The sequence below is a fragment of the Streptomyces sp. NPDC005485 genome (assembly GCF_040606085.1).
Classification (GTDB): domain Bacteria; phylum Actinomycetota; class Actinomycetes; order Streptomycetales; family Streptomycetaceae; genus Streptomyces.
In genome coordinates this window covers 29560-51400 of sequence record NZ_JBEXDZ010000043.1, presented here as the reverse complement: position 1 = coordinate 51400, position 21841 = coordinate 29560, and the positions used below count along the sequence as shown (strand labels likewise).

At 69.4% G+C, this 21841-nt stretch carries 19 protein-coding genes; 9 read left to right on the top strand and 10 right to left on the bottom strand.

From position 1 onward, the window contains the following. Nucleotides 1–31: 31 nt before the first annotated feature. Nucleotides 32–862: a helix-turn-helix transcriptional regulator gene (locus ABZS97_RS17090; RefSeq protein WP_356138456.1), complete on the bottom strand. Its 831-nt coding sequence runs from the start codon at nucleotides 860–862 to the stop codon at nucleotides 32–34. 150 nt (nucleotides 863–1012) lie between these two features. Between ABZS97_RS17090 and ABZS97_RS17085 the strand changes: the two genes are divergently transcribed. Then, nucleotides 1013–1315 (top strand): 4a-hydroxytetrahydrobiopterin dehydratase, encoded by a 303-nt coding sequence (locus ABZS97_RS17085; protein ID WP_356138453.1) that lies wholly within the window; start codon nucleotides 1013–1015, stop codon nucleotides 1313–1315. Nucleotides 1316–1320: 5 nt separating this feature from the next. After that, nucleotides 1321–2067, top strand: a complete 747-nt coding sequence (locus ABZS97_RS17080) for a class I SAM-dependent methyltransferase (protein ID WP_356138451.1) — start codon at nucleotides 1321–1323, stop codon at nucleotides 2065–2067. Here the strand turns inward: ABZS97_RS17080 and ABZS97_RS17075 are convergent. Further along, nucleotides 2033–2512, bottom strand: a complete 480-nt coding sequence (locus ABZS97_RS17075; protein WP_356138445.1) for a hypothetical protein — start codon at nucleotides 2510–2512, stop codon at nucleotides 2033–2035. The genes ABZS97_RS17080 and ABZS97_RS17075 overlap by 35 nt on opposite strands. After that, nucleotides 2509–2988 (bottom strand): hypothetical protein, encoded by a 480-nt coding sequence (locus ABZS97_RS17070; RefSeq protein WP_356138442.1) that lies wholly within the window; start codon nucleotides 2986–2988, stop codon nucleotides 2509–2511. The genes ABZS97_RS17075 and ABZS97_RS17070 overlap by 4 nt, the downstream gene beginning before the upstream one ends. Nucleotides 2989–3050: 62 nt before the next feature. Here ABZS97_RS17070 and ABZS97_RS17065 point away from each other — a divergent pair, with 62 nt between their 5' ends. Beyond that, nucleotides 3051–4007, top strand: a complete 957-nt coding sequence (locus ABZS97_RS17065; protein ID WP_356138440.1) for a YafY family protein — start codon at nucleotides 3051–3053, stop codon at nucleotides 4005–4007. Nucleotides 4008–4100: 93 nt separating this feature from the next. After that, entirely contained in the window at nucleotides 4101–5930 is a 1830-nt protein-coding gene (locus ABZS97_RS17060) for a rhamnogalacturonan lyase (RefSeq protein WP_356138480.1), read from the top strand. A 63-nt stretch (nucleotides 5931–5993) separates the two neighbouring features. On the opposite strand, the gene ABZS97_RS17055 is transcribed toward ABZS97_RS17060, so the two are convergent. From ABZS97_RS17055 to ABZS97_RS17040, 4 genes are all read right to left on the bottom strand, one after another. Further along, complete coding sequence (locus tag ABZS97_RS17055; protein WP_356138482.1) at nucleotides 5994–6584, bottom strand: hypothetical protein; 591 nt, start codon at nucleotides 6582–6584, stop codon at nucleotides 5994–5996. A 2-nt stretch (nucleotides 6585–6586) separates the two neighbouring features. Then, on the bottom strand, nucleotides 6587–6904 hold the full coding sequence (locus ABZS97_RS17050) for a helix-turn-helix transcriptional regulator (protein WP_356138438.1): 318 nt from the start codon (nucleotides 6902–6904) through the stop codon (nucleotides 6587–6589). Nucleotides 6905–7019: 115 nt separating this feature from the next. Beyond that, complete coding sequence (locus ABZS97_RS17045) at nucleotides 7020–9683, bottom strand: cellulose binding domain-containing protein (RefSeq protein ID WP_356138436.1); 2664 nt, start codon at nucleotides 9681–9683, stop codon at nucleotides 7020–7022. Between the two features lie 133 nt (nucleotides 9684–9816). Then, the gene (locus tag ABZS97_RS17040; RefSeq protein ID WP_356138434.1) at nucleotides 9817–12732 is read right to left on the bottom strand and encodes a glycoside hydrolase family 48 protein; all 2916 of its coding nucleotides are present in this window, start codon (nucleotides 12730–12732) and stop codon (nucleotides 9817–9819) included. 264 nt (nucleotides 12733–12996) lie between these two features. On the opposite strand from ABZS97_RS17040, the gene ABZS97_RS17035 reads away from it, so the two are divergent. Both ABZS97_RS17035 and ABZS97_RS17030 read left to right on the top strand, forming a co-directional pair. Beyond that, entirely contained in the window at nucleotides 12997–14475 is a 1479-nt protein-coding gene (locus tag ABZS97_RS17035) for a cellulase family glycosylhydrolase (protein ID WP_356138431.1), read from the top strand. A 77-nt stretch (nucleotides 14476–14552) separates the two neighbouring features. Further along, entirely contained in the window at nucleotides 14553–16280 is a 1728-nt protein-coding gene (locus ABZS97_RS17030; protein ID WP_356138429.1) for a glycoside hydrolase family 6 protein, read from the top strand. Nucleotides 16281–16335: 55 nt separating this feature from the next. Here the strand turns inward: ABZS97_RS17030 and ABZS97_RS17025 are convergent, their stop codons facing one another. Next, the gene (locus tag ABZS97_RS17025) at nucleotides 16336–17106 is read right to left on the bottom strand and encodes a phytanoyl-CoA dioxygenase family protein (protein ID WP_356138427.1); all 771 of its coding nucleotides are present in this window, start codon (nucleotides 17104–17106) and stop codon (nucleotides 16336–16338) included. A 137-nt stretch (nucleotides 17107–17243) separates the two neighbouring features. Here ABZS97_RS17025 and ABZS97_RS17020 point away from each other — a divergent pair, with 137 nt between their 5' ends. Further along, the gene (locus tag ABZS97_RS17020) at nucleotides 17244–18137 is read left to right on the top strand and encodes a methyltransferase (RefSeq protein WP_356138424.1); all 894 of its coding nucleotides are present in this window, start codon (nucleotides 17244–17246) and stop codon (nucleotides 18135–18137) included. Nucleotides 18138–18233: 96 nt separating this feature from the next. After that, nucleotides 18234–18935: an SDR family oxidoreductase gene (locus ABZS97_RS17015; RefSeq protein WP_356138422.1), complete on the top strand. Its 702-nt coding sequence runs from the start codon at nucleotides 18234–18236 to the stop codon at nucleotides 18933–18935. 63 nt (nucleotides 18936–18998) lie between these two features. Here ABZS97_RS17015 and ABZS97_RS17010 read toward each other — a convergent pair whose 3' ends face one another. After that, entirely contained in the window at nucleotides 18999–19706 is a 708-nt protein-coding gene (locus tag ABZS97_RS17010; RefSeq protein ID WP_356138417.1) for a glycoside hydrolase family 75 protein, read from the bottom strand. Between the two features lie 196 nt (nucleotides 19707–19902). On the opposite strand from ABZS97_RS17010, the gene ABZS97_RS17005 reads away from it, so the two are divergent. Beyond that, on the top strand, nucleotides 19903–20916 hold the full coding sequence (locus tag ABZS97_RS17005; protein ID WP_356138415.1) for a DMT family transporter: 1014 nt from the start codon (nucleotides 19903–19905) through the stop codon (nucleotides 20914–20916). On the opposite strand, the gene ABZS97_RS17000 is transcribed toward ABZS97_RS17005, so the two are convergent. Beyond that, nucleotides 20855–21646, bottom strand: coding sequence for an aldo/keto reductase (locus ABZS97_RS17000; protein ID WP_356138478.1), 792 nt, complete (start codon nucleotides 21644–21646; stop codon nucleotides 20855–20857). The genes ABZS97_RS17005 and ABZS97_RS17000 overlap by 62 nt on opposite strands. Nucleotides 21647–21841 lie beyond the last annotated feature (195 nt).

Here is a 21841-nt window from a genome sequence, read left to right as displayed (position 1 = left end):
ATGCGTGCAGTGTGACATGTCCATCGTTCCGTCAGGGCACGAGTGACTGAAGGTATTTGACGGTCGCGGGGTCGGCCGGGAGGAACGTCTCGATGGCCAGTTCCGCGACCGTCACGTCCATGGGTGTGTTGAAGGTGGAGATCGACGAGATGAAGGAGAGGACCCGGCCCTCGTGCTCGACCTGCATCGGGAGCGCGAAGTAGGGGACGGGCTCGGTGAGTTCGACGTCTGCGTCGAGGTCCGGGACCGGATACGCGGCGACCTCCTCGTACAGCGCGCGCAGCGGCTCGGAGCGGTGCAGGGCGATCTGGCGGTCCATCTGCGCGAGGAGGTGGTCGCGCCATTCGCGGTGGTTGCGGATGCGCGGGGCGAGGCCCTCCGGGTGCAGGGTGAGGCGCATCGCGTTCAGCGGGGATGTCAGGAGGGACTCCGGGATGCCCTCCAGGAGCATGGCGATGCCCCGATTGGCCGCGAGCACGTTGTACATGGCGTCGACCACGAGCGCCGGGTAGGGCTCGTAGCCCTGGATCAGGCGCTCCATGCCCTGGCGCAGCGCGTCCATCGACGGGTCGTCGAGCGGGGTCTCCGGATAGTGAGGCGCGTAACCGGCAGCCAGGAGCAGCGCGTTGCGCTCGCGGACCGGCACGTCCAGGTGCTCGGCCAGCCGCAGCACCATCTCCTCGCTCGGGCGCGAGCGGCCCGTCTCGATGAAACTGATGTGGCGGGCCGACGAGCCGGCCCGCAGCGCCAGCTCCAGCTGGCTGACGCGACGCTGCTCGCGCCAGCCGCGCAGCAGCGGGCCGACCCCCTTGCCGGGAGCGGCGGCGGGAAGGGAGGCGGCCTCGGAGGCGAGAGTGCTCATACGACGACCGTATCGGTCGGCCGGCGCGGCAGCCGGGCCATGGTTCCTCCAGGAGTGGTCGGCCGCCGGGGGCGTACGGCGCCGACTTCGGGGGATTGTGGCAGTGTGAGACGCGTCCCCCTTGTGTGAGCCGTGTGAGAGGAGCGAGGCATGCCGGTCCAACCGCTGTCGCAGAAGGAGATCGAGGACCGGCTGGCGGAGCTGCCGGGCTGGTCGCTGGACGGGGACCGGATCGCCGGTTCCTACCGCCTCGCCTCCCATTTCGCCGCGACCGCGATGGTCGTGCACATCGCCCAGGTGCAGGAGGAACTCGACCACCACTCCGACCTGACCCTCGGCTACAACACCGTCTCCCTGACGGTGAACACACACACCGTCGGCGGTGTCACCGAGCGCGACTTCGAGCTCGCCCGCCGGGTGGCGGAACTGGCACCGGGGCACGGCGCAAGCTGACCCGCATGCTCGACTACGACAAGGAAGCCGACGCCTACGACGCCACGCGCGGCGGTGAGCCCCGGGCCGCCGCGGCCGCGGACGCGGTGCTGGGCCTGGTGCCCGAGGGAACACGGAGCCTGCTCGACGTCGCCTGCGGCACCGGGATCGTGACCCGACGGCTCGCGGCCGCGCGGGGCGGGCTGCGGGTGACCGGCGCGGACGCCGCTTACGCCATGGCGCACATGGCCGCGGCCCGGCTGCCGGGCGCCGTGCTGCTGGCCGACAGCCGTCGACTGCCGTTTGCCGACGGGGTGTTCGACGCCGTGACCAGTGTGTGGCTGCTGCATCTGGTGGACGGCTCCGACGACGCCCGCGCCGTGGTCGCCGAGTGCGCGCGGGTGCTGCGCCCGGGCGGGGTGTACGTGACCACGGTCGACAAGGCCGCCGCCCACGACGTCGGCAGCGACATCGACGCCGTCCTCGCCCCGCGGCCGCGGCGCCCCGCGCAGGACCGGGCCGACCACATCGAGGCGTACGCCGTCGAGCACGGGCTGAGCCCGGTGGGACAGGCCCGCTTCCGGGGCCACGGCCAGGGGCGCAGCCCGCGCGGCACGGCGGCGGACCTGCGCCGCGGCTGGTACACCCAGCTGCCCCCGGGCGAGCGGCTGACCGAGCAGTTCGCGGTGCGGCTCGAAGCGCTGCCCGATCAGGAAGTCCCGCGCCCGGACCCGGAGTTCACGCTGAGGGCGTTTCAGAAGCCGCCCGCGTGAACTCCATGACCCAGTTGGTCACCCACGTCTTCTCCCCGTCCACCGAGAACGCCTGCTCCCAGCGGGCCGTGCCGGCGGAGATCCCCGACCACACGAACCGCACGCGTACGTCCTTTCCGTCGTGGGTGTCGTCGCCGTGGAACACGCCCTCGGCGCCCACGAATCGGCCCACCACCGGCGGGAACAGCCTGCCGCTGCGGCTGGAGGACCAGTTCAGCGACCACTGCTCGCTCTCGCGGTCGAAGAGGCGCAGGGTCAGGCCCTTCCACCCCTGAACGGGTACGTCGAGTTCGTCGATGTTCGCGGCACCGTCGAACAGGCTCCAGCAGCGGCTGGTGGCCGGGAACTCCTCCCACCCGCTGTCGGCGTCCAGGAAGTCCACCAGGCGCCGGTGAAGGACGTCCCACTCGCCGTGGAAGAAGTCGAAGTCGTGCGCGGTGCTCATGTGCGGTCTCCAGTCGTTTTGGCGGGGAGCGAGTCCCCGATGTATCCGTCCAGGTCGGGTGTGTGGGGGGCGAGCATGTGCCGCACCCAGGCGTCGCGTTCGTGCAGGATCGGCGGCAGTTCCCAGACACACCCGATCCAGGGGCGGTCCGGGGCGATGAAGTGGGTGGGGTCCCGGTCCGGACAGCCCAGCACCGGCTGGCCCGCCGACGCGCCCCGGAAGTGCAGGACGTTGTCCCACACCCAGCTGTACGCGTTGAGGTAGGCACCGTCGTCGCCTCCGCGGTGCAGCACGACGAAGGTCGCGGGCGGGGTGCCGTCCGGTTCCGGAAGCAGCTCGGGCACCATCGCGTACGCCGCCTTCTCCACCTCGGGCGCGATGCCCGCCGGGTCCGCGGTGACGTGGTAGCGCTTGATGCGCCGGCCGGCCACCACGATGGGCGGTGGCACGGTCAACAGTTTCTCGGTGAAGGCCATAGGGGGAAGCTAGGCCCGCTTCACTGACACCTTCTGTCAGTGAAGTCTGGCAGGGTGGACACGTGAAATCAGCGCGACTCGTCTCGATCCTGCTCCTGCTCCAGACCCGCGGCAGGATGACCGCCGCCGAGCTCGCCGCGGAGCTGGAGGTCTCGGTGCGCACGGTCTACCGGGATGTCGAGGCGCTGGGCGCGGCGGGCGTGCCGCTGTACGGGGACGCCGGTCACGCGGGCGGCTATCGGCTGCTCGACGGCTACCGCACCCGGCTGACCGGCCTCACCACCGACGAGGCCGAGGCCCTCTTCCTCGCGGGCGCCCCCGGCCCCGCAGCCGAGCTCGGCCTCGGTTCGGTTCTTGCCGCCGCCCAGCTGAAGGTGCGCGCCGCCCTCCCGCGCGAGCTGCGCGAACACGCCGACCGCGTCAGCGGCCGCTTCCACCTGGACGCGCCCGGCTGGTACGCGGAGGCCGCCGAGGCGCCGTACCTCCCGGCGGTGGCCGACGCGGTCTGGAACAGCCGCGTGCTGCACGTCCTGTACCGCCGCTGGGCCGAACCCACCGACGTGCAGCGCCGTCTGGAACCGTACGGACTGGTGCTGAAAGCCGGCCGCTGGTACGTCGTCGCGGGCCCCGGCCCGCGCACCTTCCGCGTCGACCAGATCCTCGAACTCGCCACGTCCGACGAGGAGTTCACCCGCCCCGACGACTTCGACCTGGCCGCGTACTGGACGCGGTACCAGCGCGACTTCCATGACCGGCTGTACCGCGGCGAGGCCCTGGTCAGGCTGGCGCCCGGGACGACGCTGCCCAGGGCGGTGCGGGTCGACGGACATGCGGACGAGGAGGGCTGGACCGTGGCCAGGGTGCCCATCGAGTCCGTCGAGCGCGCCCACGGCGAGTTCCTCGGCCTGGGCGCGGCCGTCGAGGTCCTCGAACCGGCCGGGCTGCGCTCGATGATCGCCGCCACGGTGGCAGAACTGGCCGAAAGATACGGCAACTCCCGTGCGAGCGGCGGCGACTGAGGGAGCGGAACCCGTCCGTCCTCTCAGGAGGTACGTCACGTGCAGCACCCGCATCCGCACCAACGCCGCAGACGCCGGGCCGTCCTCTCGGCGATGACCGCCGCCGCGGCCCTCGTCGCCGCCGGCCTCACCACGCTCGCCGGCACCGGCACGGCCGAGGCCGCCACCGCCCGGCAGGTCGAGAAGCTCGACCGGGGCGTCGTCAGCGTCCACACCGACAGCGGCAACCTGATCAGCTGGCGCTGGCTCGGCACCGACCCGAGCGATGTCTCCTTCAACGTCTACCGCGCCGGTACGAAGGTCAACTCGGTCCCGGTCACCGGTTCCACCAACTACTTCCACTCCGGTGCGCCCAACTCGGCCGACTACACGGTCCGCGCGATCGTGAACGGCACCGAGCAGGGCGACTCGGTGCACGCGATCCAGTTCCGCAGCGGCTACAAGGACGTGCCGATCACCCCGCCCGCGGGCGGCACGACCCCCGACGGCGTCGCGTACACCTACGAGGCCAACGACGCCTCGGTCGCCGACCTCGACGGCGACGGACAGCTCGACTTCGTCCTCAAGTGGCAGCCCACCAACGCCAAGGACAACTCCCAGTCCGGCTACACCGGCAACACGGTCCTCGACGGCGTCAAGCTCGACGGCACCCGCCTGTGGCGCATCGACCTGGGCCGCAACATCCGCTCGGGCGCGCATTACACGCAGTTCCAGGTCTACGACTACGACGGCGACGGCAAGGCCGAGGTCGCCATGAAGACGGCCGACGGCACGAAGGACGGCCAGGGCACGGTGATCGGCAACTCCGCGGCCGACTACCGCAATTCCAGCGGCTACGTCCTCTCCGGACCCGAGTACCTGACCATGTTCAACGGTCAGACGGGCAAGGCGATGGGCACCGTCGACTACGTCCCGGCCCGCGGCACCGTCTCGTCCTGGGGCGACTCCTACGGCAACCGAGTCGACCGGTTCCTCGCCGGGACCGCCTACCTGGACGGCGCAAGGCCCTCGCTGATCATGGCGCGCGGCTACTACACGCGCACCGTGATCGCCGCGTGGGACTGGCGGGGCGGCGCCTTCACCCGGCGCTGGACGTTCGACACCAACTCCTCGACGAACAGCGGCAAGGGGTACGACGGCCAGGGCGACCACCAGTTGTCGATGGCCGATGTCGACGGCGACGGCAAGGACGAGATCGTGTACGGCTCGATGGCCGTGGACGACAACGGCTCGGGGCTGTGGACCACGAAGAACGGGCACGGCGACGCCATGCACGTCGGCGACCTCGACCCCTCCCGGGCGGGCCTGGAGGAGTTCAAGGTCGACGAGGACTCCTCCAAGCCGTCCTCCTGGATGGCCGACGCGCGCACCGGGCAGATCCTGTGGTCCACGCCCGCCAACGGCGACAACGGGCGCGGAGTGTCCGGCGACGTGTGGGCCGGCAGCGCGGGCGCCGAGTCCTGGTCCTCCCACGCGGACGGCGTCCGCAATCCGAAGGGCACGGTGGTGGCGAGCCGCAAGCCGGGCAGCATCAACTTCCTGTCCTGGTGGGACGGCGACCCGGTCCGCGAACTCCTCGACGGCACCCACATCGACAAGTACGGCACGTCCGGCGACACCCGCCTGCTGACGGGCTCCTCGGTCCACTCCAACAACAGCACCAAGGCGACGCCGTCCCTGTCCGGCGACATCCTCGGCGACTGGCGCGAGGAGGTCGTCTGGCCGACGACCGACAACACGGCGCTCAGGATCTACTCCACGCCGTACGAGACGAACACGAAGATCACCACACTGCTCCACGACACCCAGTACCGCACGGCCCTGGCCTGGCAGAACACCGCCTACAACCAGCCGCCGCACCCGAGCTTCTTCATCGGCGACGGGATGGCGACTGCGCCGCGACCGGCGGTGTACACGCCGTAGGGCGCCCTCTGGCCGGACAGGTGGGAGCGGCCAAGTAGGGCCGCTCCCACCGCTGTTGGGCGTTCACTCGTCCTCGGTGTCCGGCCGGTCCACCGCCGCGAGTTCGATACCTCGTACCCGGCGCAGCCAGCCGATCGCGTTGTACAGGACGATCCCACCGGCGGCGGTCCATTCGAGGCCGTCGGTGCACAGCGCGTAGAGGCCGTCGTGCATGCTGATCGCGACCACTTGGAGGCCGACACCGGAGGCGACGAAGACGTTCGACCGCTGCTTGGTCGAGATCGTCCAGTCGATCGGTTTCCAGAAACCGCCGAGGATGTCACTGAGGCGCATACGTACGGCGGCGCGAACGAACCCCAGCGCAAAGCGCAGCTGCCGGACCGGGGAGAGCGTCACTCCGTGTTCCGGGTCTCCGGCGAGGACGGAGGCCCATTCCTCGACGTAGTGGGCGCGCCGTCGACCGGCGATCCTCCCGGCGACGCCCGCCGTGCGGGAGGGTACGCCCAGCGTTTCCAGGAGACTCGTGTCCCCCTTCATCCTGATCCCGATCGTCAGGAGCAGGAGACCCACGATCCCCGCGGCGCCGTACTTCCACTGCACGGTCTGCTCGATTCCGACAACGAACGCGGCTGAAAGGAGGGCCAGCGCAGGCATGGTCAGCCTCCCTGTGGAGCGATGCCGAGGAACCCGGGGTATCGCGCGGCGCGCGCCTCCAGGGCGGAGTTGGCGTTGATCCGGCCCGCCCCGGTCAGGTCGTAGTACGTGCGAGCGGGCCGGCCGGGGTGCTCGCCGTCCTCGCGTCGGCTGGTGATCCAGCCGGCTTTGAGGAGCCGTTCGAGGATCGGGTACACGGTTCCCGAGCCCAGTCCCGCCTCCTGGCAGATGCGCAGACCCCAGGCCGGGTTGTCGGGGGTGGAGGCCAGCAGCACCTTGATCACGTCAAGTGTGGTGCTGGTCAAGCGAATTGAGGCCATGTCGGCAGTGTGGCAGCGTGCCGAGCATATGTCGAGAACGAGATACGCCTCTCTTGGGTGAACGCGGGAAAGGGGCGCGTACCGGCGTCGGTACGCGCCCCCTGGGGAAGGACGGTCAGGTCACCGTGCAGGTCTGGTCGCCCAGTTTGAAGGTGGTCGGTTTCGTGTTCGAACCCGACCAGCTGCCCGTGAACCCGAAGCTCACCGACGAGCCCGTCGCCACGTTCGCGTTCCAGTTCACGTTCTTCGCGGTCACCGCCGTACCCGACTGCGTGTAGTCGGCGTTCCACAGCTGGGTGATCTTCTGGCCGTCCGCGAAGGACCAGCCGAGCGACCAGCCGGACCAGGCGCTCGTCCCCGTGTTGGCGAGGGACACGTCCGCCTGGAAGCCGCCCGACCACTGGTTGGTGACCTTGTACGTCACCGTGCAGGCGCCCGTCGGGGTGGGAGTCGGGTCCGTGCCGCCCCCGCCCCCGCCGCCGGTGTCGGAGGAGTCGCCGTAGACGACCCCCCGCCCGTTCGTCGAGACGTACACCCGCCCGTAGACCCGGGGGTCACCGGTGATCGCCTCGCCGGTGAAACCCCACTGGTGGGCGTCGTCGTTGATGCGGGTCCAGCTCGCGCCCTTGTCGGTGGAGCGGAAGATACCGCGGACGCCGCCGATCCTGGCGCTGGTGTAGAGCGTCTGGTACGACGCGCCCGTGGCCGCCTTGCCGAAGCCGATGGTGTCGGCCTGGCCGACGTTCGACAGCTTGGTGAAGCTCGTGCCGCCGTCCGTCGAGTGCCACAGCCCGTATGCCCCGTCCGTGGCCCCACCGGCCAGCCAGACGTCGCCCTTCGTGCCGGGCAGCGCCTTGAAGCGCACGCTGTCACCGCTCGGCAGGCCGCTCGCGGCGGACGCCGTGAAGGTGGCTCCGCCGTCCGAACTCACGTAGAACTTACCGGACTTGAAGCCGTAGAAGGTCTTCGGGTCGACCCGGTCCGACTCGACGCGCGCCCCGGCCGGGATCCCGCTCGACGCCGACCACGACGTACCGAACCCGGTCGCGTACTGCACGCCCGTGCCCGCCGGGCTCCACACGAACCGGCTGCCGTCGGAGGCCGCCGCGACCGTACCGCCGCCGCTGACACCCGAAGGGTCCGTACCCGCGAACCAGTTGGCGCCGTTGTCCGTCGAGAACGCGATGTGCGGACCCGAGTCCAGGTTGCCGACCCGCACCACGGTGTTCGTGTTCGTCTCGGCGAAGTCCAGGCTCGTGGTCGTCGTGAAGTTCGGTGAAGTGAACATCATCGAGGGGACCTTGGTCAGATCCGTGTGGCGGAAGCCGCCGATGTCGCCCAGGCCGCTGAAGAGCTGCGCCCCGCCCGACGGGGGAGCGGCCAGGTCCTGCACGGACGTCTCCTCCAGCCCCTGCACCATCGGCTTGATGGTGAACTGGCTCCCGCTGTCCCAGTTGGTGAGGTTCTCCGTGCCGTAGAGCGTCGCCCCCGTCCCGTACATCATCCGCGCGGAGTTGAACGGGTCGATCTCCAACGCCTCGGTCATCCAGCCGAGTTTGGGGCTCTGTTCGGGCGGCGAGGGGTTGGCGCCCCAGCTCAGCCACGGCGAGGAGGAGACATCCATCGTGTAGCGGTTCGCGCGGGTCGGGTACGAGGTGTAGTCCCAGGCCTTCGTCCAGGTGGAGCCGCTGTCCGTCGTACGGAAGATCTGCGTGTCCGGCCACCAGGAGCTGTACGCCGTCGCCATCACCGTGCCCGGATGCTGCCGGTCGACGGTCAGCCCGCTGAAGCCGTAGTAGGTGTCGGCCTCCGCGACCGGGCTGATGTTCGTCCAGGTGCCCGTCGCCGTCGCGTAGCGCCACAGTTGGCCCTTGCCGCCGTCGTACGGGCCGCCCTTGTCGCTGTAGGCGAGGTAGAGATAGCCGTTCTTGGCGTCCAGCACGCCCTTGTGGGCCAGATAGCCGGTCGGCTGACCGGCCAGCCGGGTCCAGGTCGCGCCCGCGTCCGTCGAGCGGTAGACCGAGTTGTCCTTGTCGGCGACGCCCACGTAGACCGTCTTCGTCGCGCTGCCGGACGAGCCCGTCGACTCGTCGAAGGTGACCCAGACGATGCCCTGGTTGTCGGAGGCGTAGCCGCTCGTGTCCGTCGCATCCTGCACGTAGTTGCCGACGTTGGGGAAGTCGGTGACCTGGGACCAGCTCGCGCCCGAGTCCGTCGAGCGCCACAGGCCCTTGCCGCTTGGCGCGCCCAGGTACAGCACGCTGTTCTTGTTCGGGTCGATCGCGAGCCGCTCGCCCATACCGCGGCCGGGCATGTTCCCGCCCAGCTTGTAGGGCAGGTCCGCCTTCTGCCAGCTCGCGCCCCGGTCGGAGGACCTGAGCACGGCGCCGTTGCCGGGATCCCAGCTGTTCGTGTACGTGCCGACGGCCGCGTACACCTTGTTCGGGTCGACGGAGTCGGAGGCGAGGCTGACGACACCGGTGTGGCCCCAGTCGTCCCAGCCGACCGAGTCGAGCAGCGGCGTCCAGGTCTTCGACGACTCCTGCCAGCGATAGGCGCCGCCGATGTCGGTGCGGGCGTAGGCGAGGTTCTTCTCGGACCGGTTGAAGACGATGCCGGGGACGAAGCCGCCGCCGTCGATGCGCGCGTTCTTCCAGGTGTACGTGTCCGCGGCGAGCGTCGTCCGAGGGGCGGGGCTCGCGGCCAGCGCGGGTGGTGTGCCCGCGAGGAGGCCGGCCGCGAGGGCGAGCACGGCTGTGAGGATGCGGGTTCTTCGCACGGGGGGTCCTCTCCTGAAGGGGGGTGGAAAGGCGCGACGGCCGGGCGGCCCCCCGTGCGGGTGGGGACCGCCCGGCCCGAGCCCTGCCGACACGAGGTCGACAGGGCCAGGTACGCGGAGCCTTAGCGGGGACTTATTCGAGGAGCTCCGCGTACGAACCCATGGCGAGGGCAATGTCCGCCTGGGCCCAGAACCGGTGGTACGTGAACGAGGGCGCGGCGCCGCCCGCGAGATAGCTCTGGATCTTCGACCACGCCGGGTCGTTCTTGTAGAAGGACCTGAGCGAGGTGAAGGTCGAGGAGGAGTTGACCGTGTCGCCGTTCGGCATCTTGCCGCTCCAGCCGCTGGGCACGTACACCGTGTCGTCGAAGCGGTTGTAGTCGGCGCGGGTCTCCGGGACGGCCACACCGAGGCCGTCCTGGTAGTTGCCCCACATGCCGTCGAGCAGTGCCTTCGCCGTCGTCTTCGCCTGGGTGTTGCCGGACTTGGCGGCGTAGTACGACAGGGTCTTGGCGTAGGCGGCCGCCACGCCCACGTCATTGGTGTAGTCGGCGACGGTGACGTGAAGTCCGCTGTTGGCGCCGGGACTTGAGGCGTTCCAGGTGTCGGGCGTACCCGACCACTGAAGGGTGGACGGAATCTGGTAGGTGCCGTCCGGGTTGATCGTGGTCTTGGACAGCGCCCAGGAGACCCACTTGTCGAGCACCGCCTTGGCGCTCGCGTTCCCGGTCTGCTGGTAGTACTCGGCGACGCGTTCCATGGACCACGCCTGGAAGCCGAACCACTGGTTGGACGGCGGGTCGTGGTACACGGGCTGCTGGTCGTAGTACATGCCGTAGAAAGTCGGCGTCCCGGCCGGAGGAGTCGCGTAGCGGCCCGCCCAGCTGTTGGTCGCGCCGCCCGCGATGGCGCCCTCGTTCGACTGCAGCCAGCGGTAGAACTCCAGCTGCCGGGTGAGCGAGGTGTTCCAGTCGGCCGCGCCTGTCGCCGACTTGGGCTTCAGATCGGCGTACGAGCTGAGCGCGTAGGCGGCCAGGGGGTTCTGGTAGCCGCCGTGCACATGGCTGGAGCCGATGCGCCAGGCCCAGCCCGCCGAGGTGTCGGTGGCGCCGCCCCACGCGTAGTACCAGGACAGCAGGTAGGACGAGGCGTCCTTGCCGGTGCCGGCCGCGCAGGTCGACGGTCCGACGCAGTTGCCGATCTTCTTGAAGTACTTGTCGTACATGGAGTAGCGCAGGTAGTCGCCCATCTTCGCGGCCTTGCCGACGGTCGTGGAGACGTCACTGCCCTTGCCCTGCCCCTTGGCCCACACATCGGCCCAGTAGGCGGCCTGCACGGCCCGCGCGTCGGCGTCCGGCGCGTCGGTGTACTTCCACTGCTTGGCGTACGAGGAGTCGCCGGTGAAGAGGTCCAGGTAGCCGTTGGTGCCGCCGTACTTGAAGGCGTCACAGGTGGGCTGCGGGACCGTCTCCCAGACGGACTCCTGGGCGCCGCGCTGGAAGGTGTTGATGTACGACGGCCCGGTGGCGGTCGGCCCCGCCTCGCACTTGCCCGGTTCGTTGCCGTAGCCGTAGGTGTTGTCGACGTCCTGCAGCCAGTGCATGCCGTACACGTCGTCGGTGCCGTACGCGCTCTTCAGCTCGCCGGCGATCGGGTCCGAGCCGACCGAGACACCGGTGTCGAGCTTGGCCGGGTACTCGTTCGGGGTGTCCAGCTCGGGTGCGTACGTCGCCGGTTTCGAGGCGTTGTAGAAGGAGTTCGTCGGCTGGTCGGCGTGCGTGGGGATCATGTACTTTTCCATGGTCGTCCACGCGGCGTTGAACTTGGACCAGTCGCCGGTGACCTTCCCGTACATCGCCTGCAGCCAGATCAGATAGCTGTACGCCTCTGACGTCGTCTCATGGCCCTGGTCCGGCGCCTCGACGATCAGCGTCTCCACCGAGTGGTACGGAATGCCCTCGGGGGAGAAGTAGCCGTTCGCCGGGTTGGTGATCTTGCCGTAGAGGTCCAGGAAACGTGCGTCGTACGCCTTCGACGCGGCCAGCTCCGTCACCGTGACGGTGGCCTTGGCCTGGCCGGTCGCGGACGCCGTGAAGGTCGCCGCCCCGGTGCCGGTGGCGTCGGCCGTGATGGTCACCTTCTGCGCCGTGTTCCAGTTGGACGGCGTGAACGTGAGCGACGATCCGCCGCTCACGGAGAGGCCCGTGTTGCCGTCCGTCCGGGCGGTGCTGACGGTGACGTTCGCCGAGGGCTGCGTCGACAGCTTCACGTCGAAGGTGCCCGTCTTGCCCTGCTGGACGCCCAGTTGGGTGGGCGAGGCGACCACCGCGGGACCCGAGGCGACCGTGATGCCGACCGGCGTGGAGTCGGCCGACGCGCCCAGGCTGTCGTACGCCTTCGCCACCAGGGAATGACTGCCCACGGTCAAGCCGGAGGCCGAGAGCGTGTACGGCGAGCTGGTGTCGGTGCCCAGCAGCGTGGTGTCGTCGTAGAACTCGACCTTGCTGATGGTCGCGTTGTCGGCAGCGGCGGCGGTCGCGGCGAGCGGTACCGCGTCCCCCTGCGTGTAGACGGCGCCCGCGGTGGGGCTGGTCAGCACGGTGATCGGCGGCTGGTGCGCTCCGGTGCAGCTGGTGCCGTTGATCGCGAAGGACGTGGGTGCGGTGTTGGTGCCGCTGTACGTGAACTGTGCGCCGGTGGTGACGGCGGCCCCGGCGGCGATCGTTCCGTTCCAGCCGGCGTTCTTCGCCGTGACCGTCTTGCCGGACTGGGACCAGGTGCCGTTCCAGCCGTTGCTGAGGGTCTGGTTGCCCCCGTAGGCGTACGTCAGGGTCCAGCCGTTGATGGCGTCGGTACCCCGGTTGGTGAGGGTCAGGTCGGCGGTGAAGCCGGAGCCCCAGTCGTTGGTCTTGTAGTCGACGCTGCATTGAACTCCCGCGGCCTGGGCGGGAGTCGAACCGGTCGCGAGCGTCGTCAGCGGCAGGGCGAGGGCTGCCACCACGGCGGTCCACAGCCGCCGCACAGTACGGCCTCTCCGTCTGGAGTGCATGTGCTGGTTTCTCCTTGCGGCTCGGAAATTGGGGGGAGGAGCAACAAGCCTTGAACCAGTGGGAGCGCTCCCATATTGAGGAGGGGGGTGCAAGGGGTCAAGATGTTTGAAGAGTCGAAAAGATTCGACGAAGGTGTCGAGGAAAAGTCGAGCGACTCCTCTGTCCTTTACTGTCACTTGGCGCTACGTTCCTTCGCACCAGTGGGAGCGATTCCATCAGTCGACGCGTCCGTCACGACGCGCCAGATCTGTGAGGAGTCGCTCATGCGACACCCCCCGCGTTTACTTTTCTTAACTGTCGGCGCCGCCGCGACTGCCCTGGTGGGCACAGTGGTCGCTCCGGTTGTCACGGCTTCAGGGGCCGCACCCGCGTGCACGGTGGAGTACTCCGTCACCAGCCAGTGGGGCACCGGCTTCCAGGGTGCCGTGAAGATCACCAACAACACGGCGGCGCTGAGCAGTTGGAGTCTGACCTTCGGCTTCGCCGACGGACAGAAGGTCAGTCAGGGCTGGAACGCCAAGTGGTCCCAGTCCGGTTCGACCGTGACCGCGTCCAACGAGAGCTGGAACGGCTCGCTGGGCACGGGCGCCGCCGTCAGCGCGGGATTCATCGCGTCCTGGTCGGGGAGCAACACGGCGCCGGCCTCCTTCAAGCTCAACGGCACCACCTGCAACGTGGACGCGGATCCGTCACCGACGCCCCCGCCGAGCGATCCTCCGGCGGACGGCAAGGCGCCGGCCCTGCACGTGTCGGGGAACAAGCTCGTCGACGCGAACGGGGCCAGTCGGCGCCTGCTCGGTGTCAACCGCTCCGGCGGCGAGTTCATGTGCGTCCAGGGCCGCGGCATCTGGGACGGACCGGTCGACGACGCCGCCGTCAAGGCGATCGCCGACTGGAAGGCCAACACGGTCCGCATCCCGCTGAACGAGGAGTGCTGGCTCGGGCTGTCCAACATCAAGCCCGAGTACGCGGGCGCCGACTACATCGCCGCCGTCAAGGACCTGGTGGCGAAGGTCGAGGCGCACGGCATGACGCCGATCGTCGAACTGCACTGGTCCTACGGCCAGTACACCGGCAACTCGGCGGGCTGCTCCGACGTGCACGCCACCTGCCAGAAGCCGATGCCGGACGCGCAGTACAGTCCGTCGTTCTGGTCCTCGGTCGCCGGCACCTTCAAGAGTGACCCGGCCGTCGCGTTCGACCTGTTCAACGAGCCCTATCCGGACCGGGCAACCTCCACGACCACCCAGGCGTGGCAGTGCTGGCGGGACGGCGGGACCTGTCCCGGCATCTCCTACGAGGTCGCCGGTATGCAGGACCTGGTCGACGCGGTACGCGGCACCGGCGCCAAGAACGTCGTCCTGGCCGGCGGGCTCGCGTACTCCAACGACCTGAGCCAGTGGCTGACGTACAAGCCCAGTGATCCGACGGGCAATCTCGCCGCCGCCTACCACGTCTACAACTTCAACACCTGCTCCAGCGAGAGCTGCTGGAACTCGACGCTCTCCCCGGTGGCCGCCCAAGTGCCGCTCGTGGCCGGGGAGATCGGGGAGAACACCTGCTCCCACGCCTTCGTCGACACCGTCATGAAGTGGTTCGACGACCGGGGCCTCTCCTACCTCGGCTGGACGTGGAACACCTGGGACTGCTCCTCCGGGCCGTCCCTGATCTCGAACTACGACGGCACTCCCACGTCGTACGGCATCGGGCTGCGTGACCGTCTGCGCGCCCTCAACGGATAACTCCCGCACCAGGCAACTCCCGCAAGGGCACCACTCGCAAAGGACAACTCCCGCAAAGGACAAGGAAACCCGCACTCATGAGTCGTACCAGAACAGCGATACTCGCTGCCTTGGCGCTGGTCGCCGGGGCCTCCGGGACCGCGGCCGCCGTCGTCGCGCCCTCGGACGCCGGGGTGGCAGCGGCCCCCGCCTGCACCGTGGACTACAAGGTGCAGAACCAGTGGGACACCGGCTTCACCACCGCCGTCACCGTGACCAACAACAGTGCTGCCAAGAGCAGTTGGGCGGTGAAGTGGTCCTACGCCGGAAACCAGAAGGTCACCTCCGGCTGGAACGCGAAGATCACTCAGAGCGGTACGGCCGTCACCGCGGCCAATGAGACCTACAACAGCTCGCTGGCGAGCGGCGGTTCGGTCAGCTTCGGGTTCAACGGCTCCTACAGCGGTACCAACGCGGTGCCGACGACCTTCACCCTGGACGGCGTGACCTGCAACGTGGACGGCGGCGGTCCCACCGATCCTCCGACCGATCCCCCCACGGACCCGCCCACCGGAACCAAGGTCGACAACCCGTACGCCGGCGCCAAGGTGTACGTGAACCCCGAGTGGAAGGCGCACGCCGACGCCGAGACCGGCGGCAGCCGCATCTCCAGCCAGCCCACCGGTGTCTGGCTCGACCGCATCGCCGCCATCAACGGCACGAGCAGCAGCATGGGCCTGCGCGCCCACCTCGACGCGGCCCTCGCCCAGAAGGGCAGCAACGCAGAGGTCGTCCAGCTGGTCATCTACGACCTGCCCGGACGCGACTGCTCGGCCCTCGCCTCCAACGGTGAGCTCGGCCCGACGGAGATCGACAAGTACAAGACGCAGTTCATCGACCCGATCGCGGCGATCCTCGCCGACTCCAAGTACGCGGGTCTGCGCATCGTCACCACCGTCGAGATCGACTCGCTGCCGAACCTCGTCACCAACACCGGCGGCAAGGCCACCGCCACCCCGGCGTGCGACACGATGCTCGCCAACGGCAACTACGTGAAGGGCGTCGGCTACGCGCTGCACAAGCTCGGCGCGATTCCCAACGTCTACAACTACATCGACGCCGGACACCACGGCTGGCTGGGCTGGGACGACAACTTCGGCCCCTCCGCGACCATCATGAAGCAGGCGGCCACCGCCGAGGGCGCGACCGTGAACGACGTGCACGGCTTCATCACCAACACCGCCAACTACAGCGCCCTGAAGGAGAACAACTTCACCATCAACGACTCGGTGGCGGGCAAGTCCGTCCGCGAGTCCAAGTGGATCGACTGGAACCGCTACGTCGACGAGCTGTCGTACGCCCAGGCCTTCCGCAACCAGCTCGTCTCGGTCGGCTTCAACTCCGGCATCGGCATGCTGATCGACACCTCCCGCAACGGCTGGGGCGGCACCGCACGTCCCACCGGCCCCGGTGCCACGACCAGCGTGGACACCTACGTCAACGGGGGCCGCTACGACCGCCGTATCCACGTCGGCAACTGGTGCAACCAGTCCGGGGCGGGCCTCGGTGAGCGTCCGCAGGCCGCACCCGCGGCGGGCATCGACGCGTACGTGTGGATGAAGCCCCCGGGTGAGTCCGACGGCTCCAGCTCGGCCATCTCGAACGACGAGGGCAAGGGCTTCGACCGGATGTGCGACCCGACGTACACGGGCAACCCCCGCAACGGCAACAGCATGTCCGGGGCGCTGCCCAACGCTCCGCTCTCCGGGCACTGGTTCTCCGCCCAGTTCCAGGAGCTCATGAAGAACGCGTACCCGGCGCTGTAATGCGCTGCGGTGCGCTGTCACCGATGAAGTGAACCCGTGAAGTGATCCGCCGGGGTCAGGCCTTCTGGGCCAGACCCCGGCGGATCGCGAACTCCACCGCCGAGTAGTCCCCGTCGGACCGCTCCAGCTCGTAGGGCACCGCCGGGAGCAGCGGCGGCTGCGCCATGAACCGCGGCCGCGTCCCGTGGTGCGGCTGGGCGGCGTGCACCAGAAACGGGTGGCAGAGGTACACGTCGCCGGGCCGGCCGGTGGCGTACGCGAGCGGCCGGTGGGCCGAGGCCTCGACCAGCCGGGGAGCGATGTCCAGCCCCGAGACACCGTCCTCGCCGTAGGGCTCCAGAAGCGGTGGCACGTCCAGGTGCGAGCCCGCCCGGATGCGGGTCGGGGCGTCCTCGGGGCCCACCTCGGTGAAGAGGAACAGCATGAGCAGGGCGCGCTCCTTCGACCGGAGGTTCGTGAAGTACCAGGTGGCGCCGGGCGGCAGATAGCTTCCCTCGATGTGCCAGCCCGCGTCGTCCGGCTCCTCCTCGTGCGGGAAGCGCAGCGGAAACGTGCCGAGGGAGTACCGCGGCTCCCAGCGGCCCTCGCCCACCAGCAGGTCGAACGCCTCATGCAGCACGGGGGAGTTGGCTGCGGCGGCGAACGGGCCCTGTGCCATGCCGGGCACCCGGTACACCGGGTCCTTCCAGGTGCCGGGGTCCTCGGGGTCGTACCCCGTCTCCCGCCACAGCAGCCGGGCGCAGTCCTCGGCGACACGCGGCGGGAAGGCGCCCTCGATCTTCACGAATCCGTCCTCGAGGAACCGCTCCACCACGTCGTCGTCCATCGGGCCATCCTGAGACACCGCCCGCGCGGTCGCACCTCAATTTCGGGTCACCCGTTTTGCCGTCCCGGCAACAGAAGTGGCCGTTCCCCGGTGCGGCGGCGCACTCTGTCAGCGACCCGGACGAGAGGCTCGCAGACATGGCACACCACCACGACAACCAGCACAACCACTCCCGCTCCCACGATCACGCCGACGTCGACTGGGCCGTGATGGCTCCGCTCCTGGAGGCACAGGCGGAGCTCTTCGCGCCGATGCAAGCGCAGGTCACGGCCTGGCTGCGCACCCACCAGCCGGAGCCGGGCCTGATCGTCGACGCCGGCAGCGGGCCCGGCGTCGTGTCCTGCGCCCTCGCCGACGCGTTCCCGGGCGCGCGGGTCGTCGCCGCCGACGCCTCGGGGCCCCTTCTGGAGCGGGCCGCGGAGCGCGCGGACCGGCTCGGGGTCGCCGACCGTTTCAGCACCCTGGAAGCCGAACTCCCGGCCGGGCTCGCCGACTTGGAGTACCCCGTCGACCTGCTGTGGGCGAGCAGGAGCCTGCACCACCTCGGCGACCAGCGGGCGGCCCTCGTCGCGTTCGCGCAGCGCCTGGCCCCGGGCGGCACCCTCGCGCTCCTGGAGGGCGGCCTGCCCACACGCTTCCTTCCGCGCGACATCGGCATCGGGCGTCCGGGCCTGCAGTCCCGCATCGGCGCGGCCGAGGACATGTGGTTCAACGAGATGCGGGCCGCGCTGCCCGGGGTGGTCGCCGAGATCGAGGACTGGCCGGCACTGCTGACCTCGGCGGGCCTGCGCCACACCGGGACCCGCTCCTTCCTGCTCGACCTCCCGGCGCCCCTCTCGGACGAGGCCCGCGCCTACCTGGTGTCCTACCTCGGGCGCCTGCGCGACTCCCTCGCCGAGGCCCTCGACGCAGACGACGTCGCCACTCTCGACCGGCTGCTCGACCCGGGCGACAAGGCGAGCGTGCACCACCGCCCCGACGTGTTCGTGCTGACGGCGCAGACGGTGTACACGGCGGAGAAGCCCGAGTGACCCGCCGCGGGGCCGCTGCGGGCTGCCCGGGCGGTTGACTTCGAGAGCGCTCCAAGTGATGAACTCCTGGCGTTCACCTAACACTTGGGGGTAATCATGAGCGACTCTCGCGTCGCGCTCATCACCGGCGGCGGCAGCGGAATCGGGGCGGCGGTGGCCCGGCGTCTGCTCGACGCGGGTCACCGGGTGGCCGTCACCGGGCGCGGGGAGGAGCGGCTGCGCGCCTTCGCCGAGGAACTGGGCCGCCCCGAGGAGTTGTTGACGCTCGTCGGCAACGCCGCCGAGTACGACCAGGTGCAGGCCGCGGTGGACGCGACCGTGAAGGAGTTCGGGCGGCTCGACACCGTCGTCGCCAACGCAGGCTTCGCCACGCACGACACCGTCGCCGCGGGCGACCCCGCCGGATGGCCGGACATGGTGCTGACCAACGTGCTGGGGCCGGCGCTTCTCATCAGGGCGTCCATCGGGGCGTTGAAGGAGACCAAGGGGCGGATCGTGCTGATCGGCAGCGTCGCGGGGCACGTCTTCACTCCGGGCAATCTCTACGGGGCGACCAAGTGGGCCGTGACCGGGCTCGCCGAGAACGCACGGCGCGAGGTCACCGAGTTCGGGGTCGGTGTGACCCTGGTGTCGCCCGGGCGTGTGGAGACCCCGTTCTGGGACAGCTACGGCAGCCTTCCGCCCGGGCACCTGCTCACCGCCGACCAGCTCGCCGAGTCCATTGTCTGGGCCATTCGCCAGCCGGTCGGAGTCGACATCAACAGCGTGACCGTACGGCCTATCGGGCAGCCCAACTAGACTGCCCGGTACGGGAGTTCGGCGCGGCATCGGACCAGCGCCGCGCCGAATCCCCTGCGGCACTCAGTTGTTCTGGATGAACTGCTTGGCCAGCGAGTCGCCCAGCGACACAGCCTTGCTGTGGCTCTCGATCGGCGACACCTGCGAGTTCTTGAACAGGATGTAGGTCACGCCGGAGTCCGTACCGCCCGTCTCCGGGTCCGGGTCGATCCCCAGGGACTTGGCCGTGGCGTACGAGGCCTCGCCGATGATCTTCGTGGGACCCGTGTCACCGACCACCGCGTACTCGACCTTGTTGTTGTAGATGACGGCGACCACGCCACCGCCCTTGATGCCGGAGCTCGAGTACTTCCAGATGCTGCTGGAGCTGGGCACGACGACGTACGGCAGCGAGTCCGCGCGCAACGGCTTGCCGTCGGACTGGTGGAAGGCGGTGTCGTCCTGGAACCAGGGGTCGGTGTCGCCGTTGCACTTGCCGGTGACCTGTCCGTCGCAGTCGACGTCCATGTCGGCCTTCCAGAACACCGCGCCGTTCTTGCCGCACACGGGAACGGTGGCCGAGGTCTCGTCGTCGGTCCGGTACTTGCCGTTCGATATCTGCGAACAGGACGTCACCTTGGCGAGCAGATCGGCCGCACTGACCGAACCCTCCTGCACGGAACGGGGGTTGGCGGTCTTCGAGGAGGTGCCCGACGCGCCGGCCGGGAGCGCCGCGGTGACGAGGAGGGCGGCTCCGGCGGCCGCCGCGAGGGTCAGTGTTCGAATGCGCACTGTGGGGGACCCTTCTGTTAGGAAACTTTCCTTACCGGGTTGCCGCACAATGTGGCCCTGTTCGCATGACCGCGTCAAGCCCTCGCTTCACTTTCGTTGCTCCCCGTTTTCCGAAGAGTTGACCTTGCGGTTGCGAGACCGATGCGCGGGTACTCGGCTGGATCTTGGCTCCGATCCATGTCGAGGGGAGTGTCCCGTGCCGCGTCCCGCCACGACGACGGTGACCGCCCGGGCGTCGAGCGGTGCTGCCAACGTGCTGCCGCACGGGCCGCGTTGGGGGCAGGGCACGGCAGCGGTGGCGCTCTCCGTGTCGCCCGTCTGCCTCGATCTCTCGGGCACGGAGGCCGGTACGGCGTCGGTCTACCGCTGTCTGCTCGCGCTTCCGCTCCTGCTGCTTCTCGTCGTTCCCGAGTACCGTCGCGAGGGGCTCCCGTCGCGACGCCAGGTGGGCTACGGCGTCGTCTGCGGGGCGCTGTTCGCGGGGGACATGGTCCTGTGGACGCAGGCGATCGCCGAGGTCGGCGCGGGTCTGTCCACCGTGCTGGTCAATGTGCAGGTGGCCCTCGTGCCCCTGCTCGCCTGGGCCGTGGACGGCGAGCGGGTGGCACGCCGCTTCCTGCTCTGGCTGCCCGTCATGGTGGTGGGGGTCGTCCTCACCGGCGGACTGGTGGACAGCGGTGTCGGCGGCAGCGACCCCGCCGCGGGCATGATCCACGCCATCCTCGCGGCCCTGTGCTACTCCGGGTTCCTGTTCCTGCTGCGCCGCGGCGGGTTCAGGGGGCACATCCGCGCGGCCTACACCGTGGTGGTGTTCGCCTCGGCGGTCTTCTCCGCGCTGTTCGGCGCGGTCTGGGGCGTCCTCGACCTCGCGCCCTCCTGGCACGCCCTCGCCTGGCTCGCGCTCGCGGCCCTGACCAGCGGGGTGATCGGATGGCTGATGGTGGCCGTGTACTCACCCAGGCTGTCGAGCCACGTCGGCGCCGTTCTGCTGCTGCTCACGCCGGTGGGCGCGGTCGGGCTCGGCGCCCTGGTCCTCGGTGAACGGCCGAGCCCCGCTCAGTGGCTCGGATGCGTGCTGATCCTCGTCAGCGCCTACCGCACGGTGCGTGCCGCGCCCCGGCGGGAACCGGAGCGCGGCACCCGGTCCGTCAGTGCGTACCGAACGTCGCCGGGTCGGGACCCAGGCGCCGGCCCTCGTTCAGGGCGCTGATCGCCGCGATGTCCTCGGCGTCCAGGCTGAAGTCGAAGACCTCGATGTTCTCCTTGATCCGCGAGGGGGTCACGGACTTGGGGATCACCACGTTGCCGAGCTGCAGGTGCCAGCGCAGCACGATCTGGGCCGGCGTCCGGCCGTGCTTCTGGGCGATGGCGACGATCGCCGGGACCTCCAGGAGGCCCTTGCCCGAGCCCAGCGGGGACCAGGCCTCGGTGGCGATGCCCTGCTCCGCGTGGAACTCCCGTGCGGCCTGCTGCTGGAGGTGCGGGTGCAGCTCGATCTGGTTGACGGCGGGGACGACGGACGTCTCGTCGAGCAGCGTTCGCAGGTGCTCCGGATGGAAGTTGGAGACTCCGACGGCCTTGGCGCGGCCGTCCGCGTGGATCTTCTCGAAGGCCTTGTACGAGTCGACGAACGTGCCACGGGCAGGCACCGGCCAGTGGATCAGGTACAGATCCACGTACTCCAGGCCGAGCTTGTCCAGGGACGCGTCGAAGGCGCGCAGTGTGCTGTCGTACCCCTGGTCGTTGTTCCAGAGCTTGGTGGTGACGAAGAGGTCCTCGCGGGCCACGCCGGAGGCGGCGATCGCCTTTCCGGTGCCCTCTTCGTTGCCGTAGATCGCCGCTGTGTCGATGCTGCGGTACCCGGCCTCCAGCGCGGTGGCGACGGCCCGCTCCGCCTCGCCGTCCGGCACCTGCCAGACACCGAAGCCCAGCTGGGGCATCTCGACGCCGTTGTTCAGGATGATCGGGGGGACCTTGCTCACGAGCTCTCGATCCTTCAGTCGTCGGGTGGTACTCCCATCGTCAACGATCACGGGCCGTGATGCATTCCTGACGTCGCTTTCGTCCGCCGACTCACAGCACCTTCACAGATTGGCCAGAAAAGGATCCGACCTTATTCGGTCCGGACCATTGAC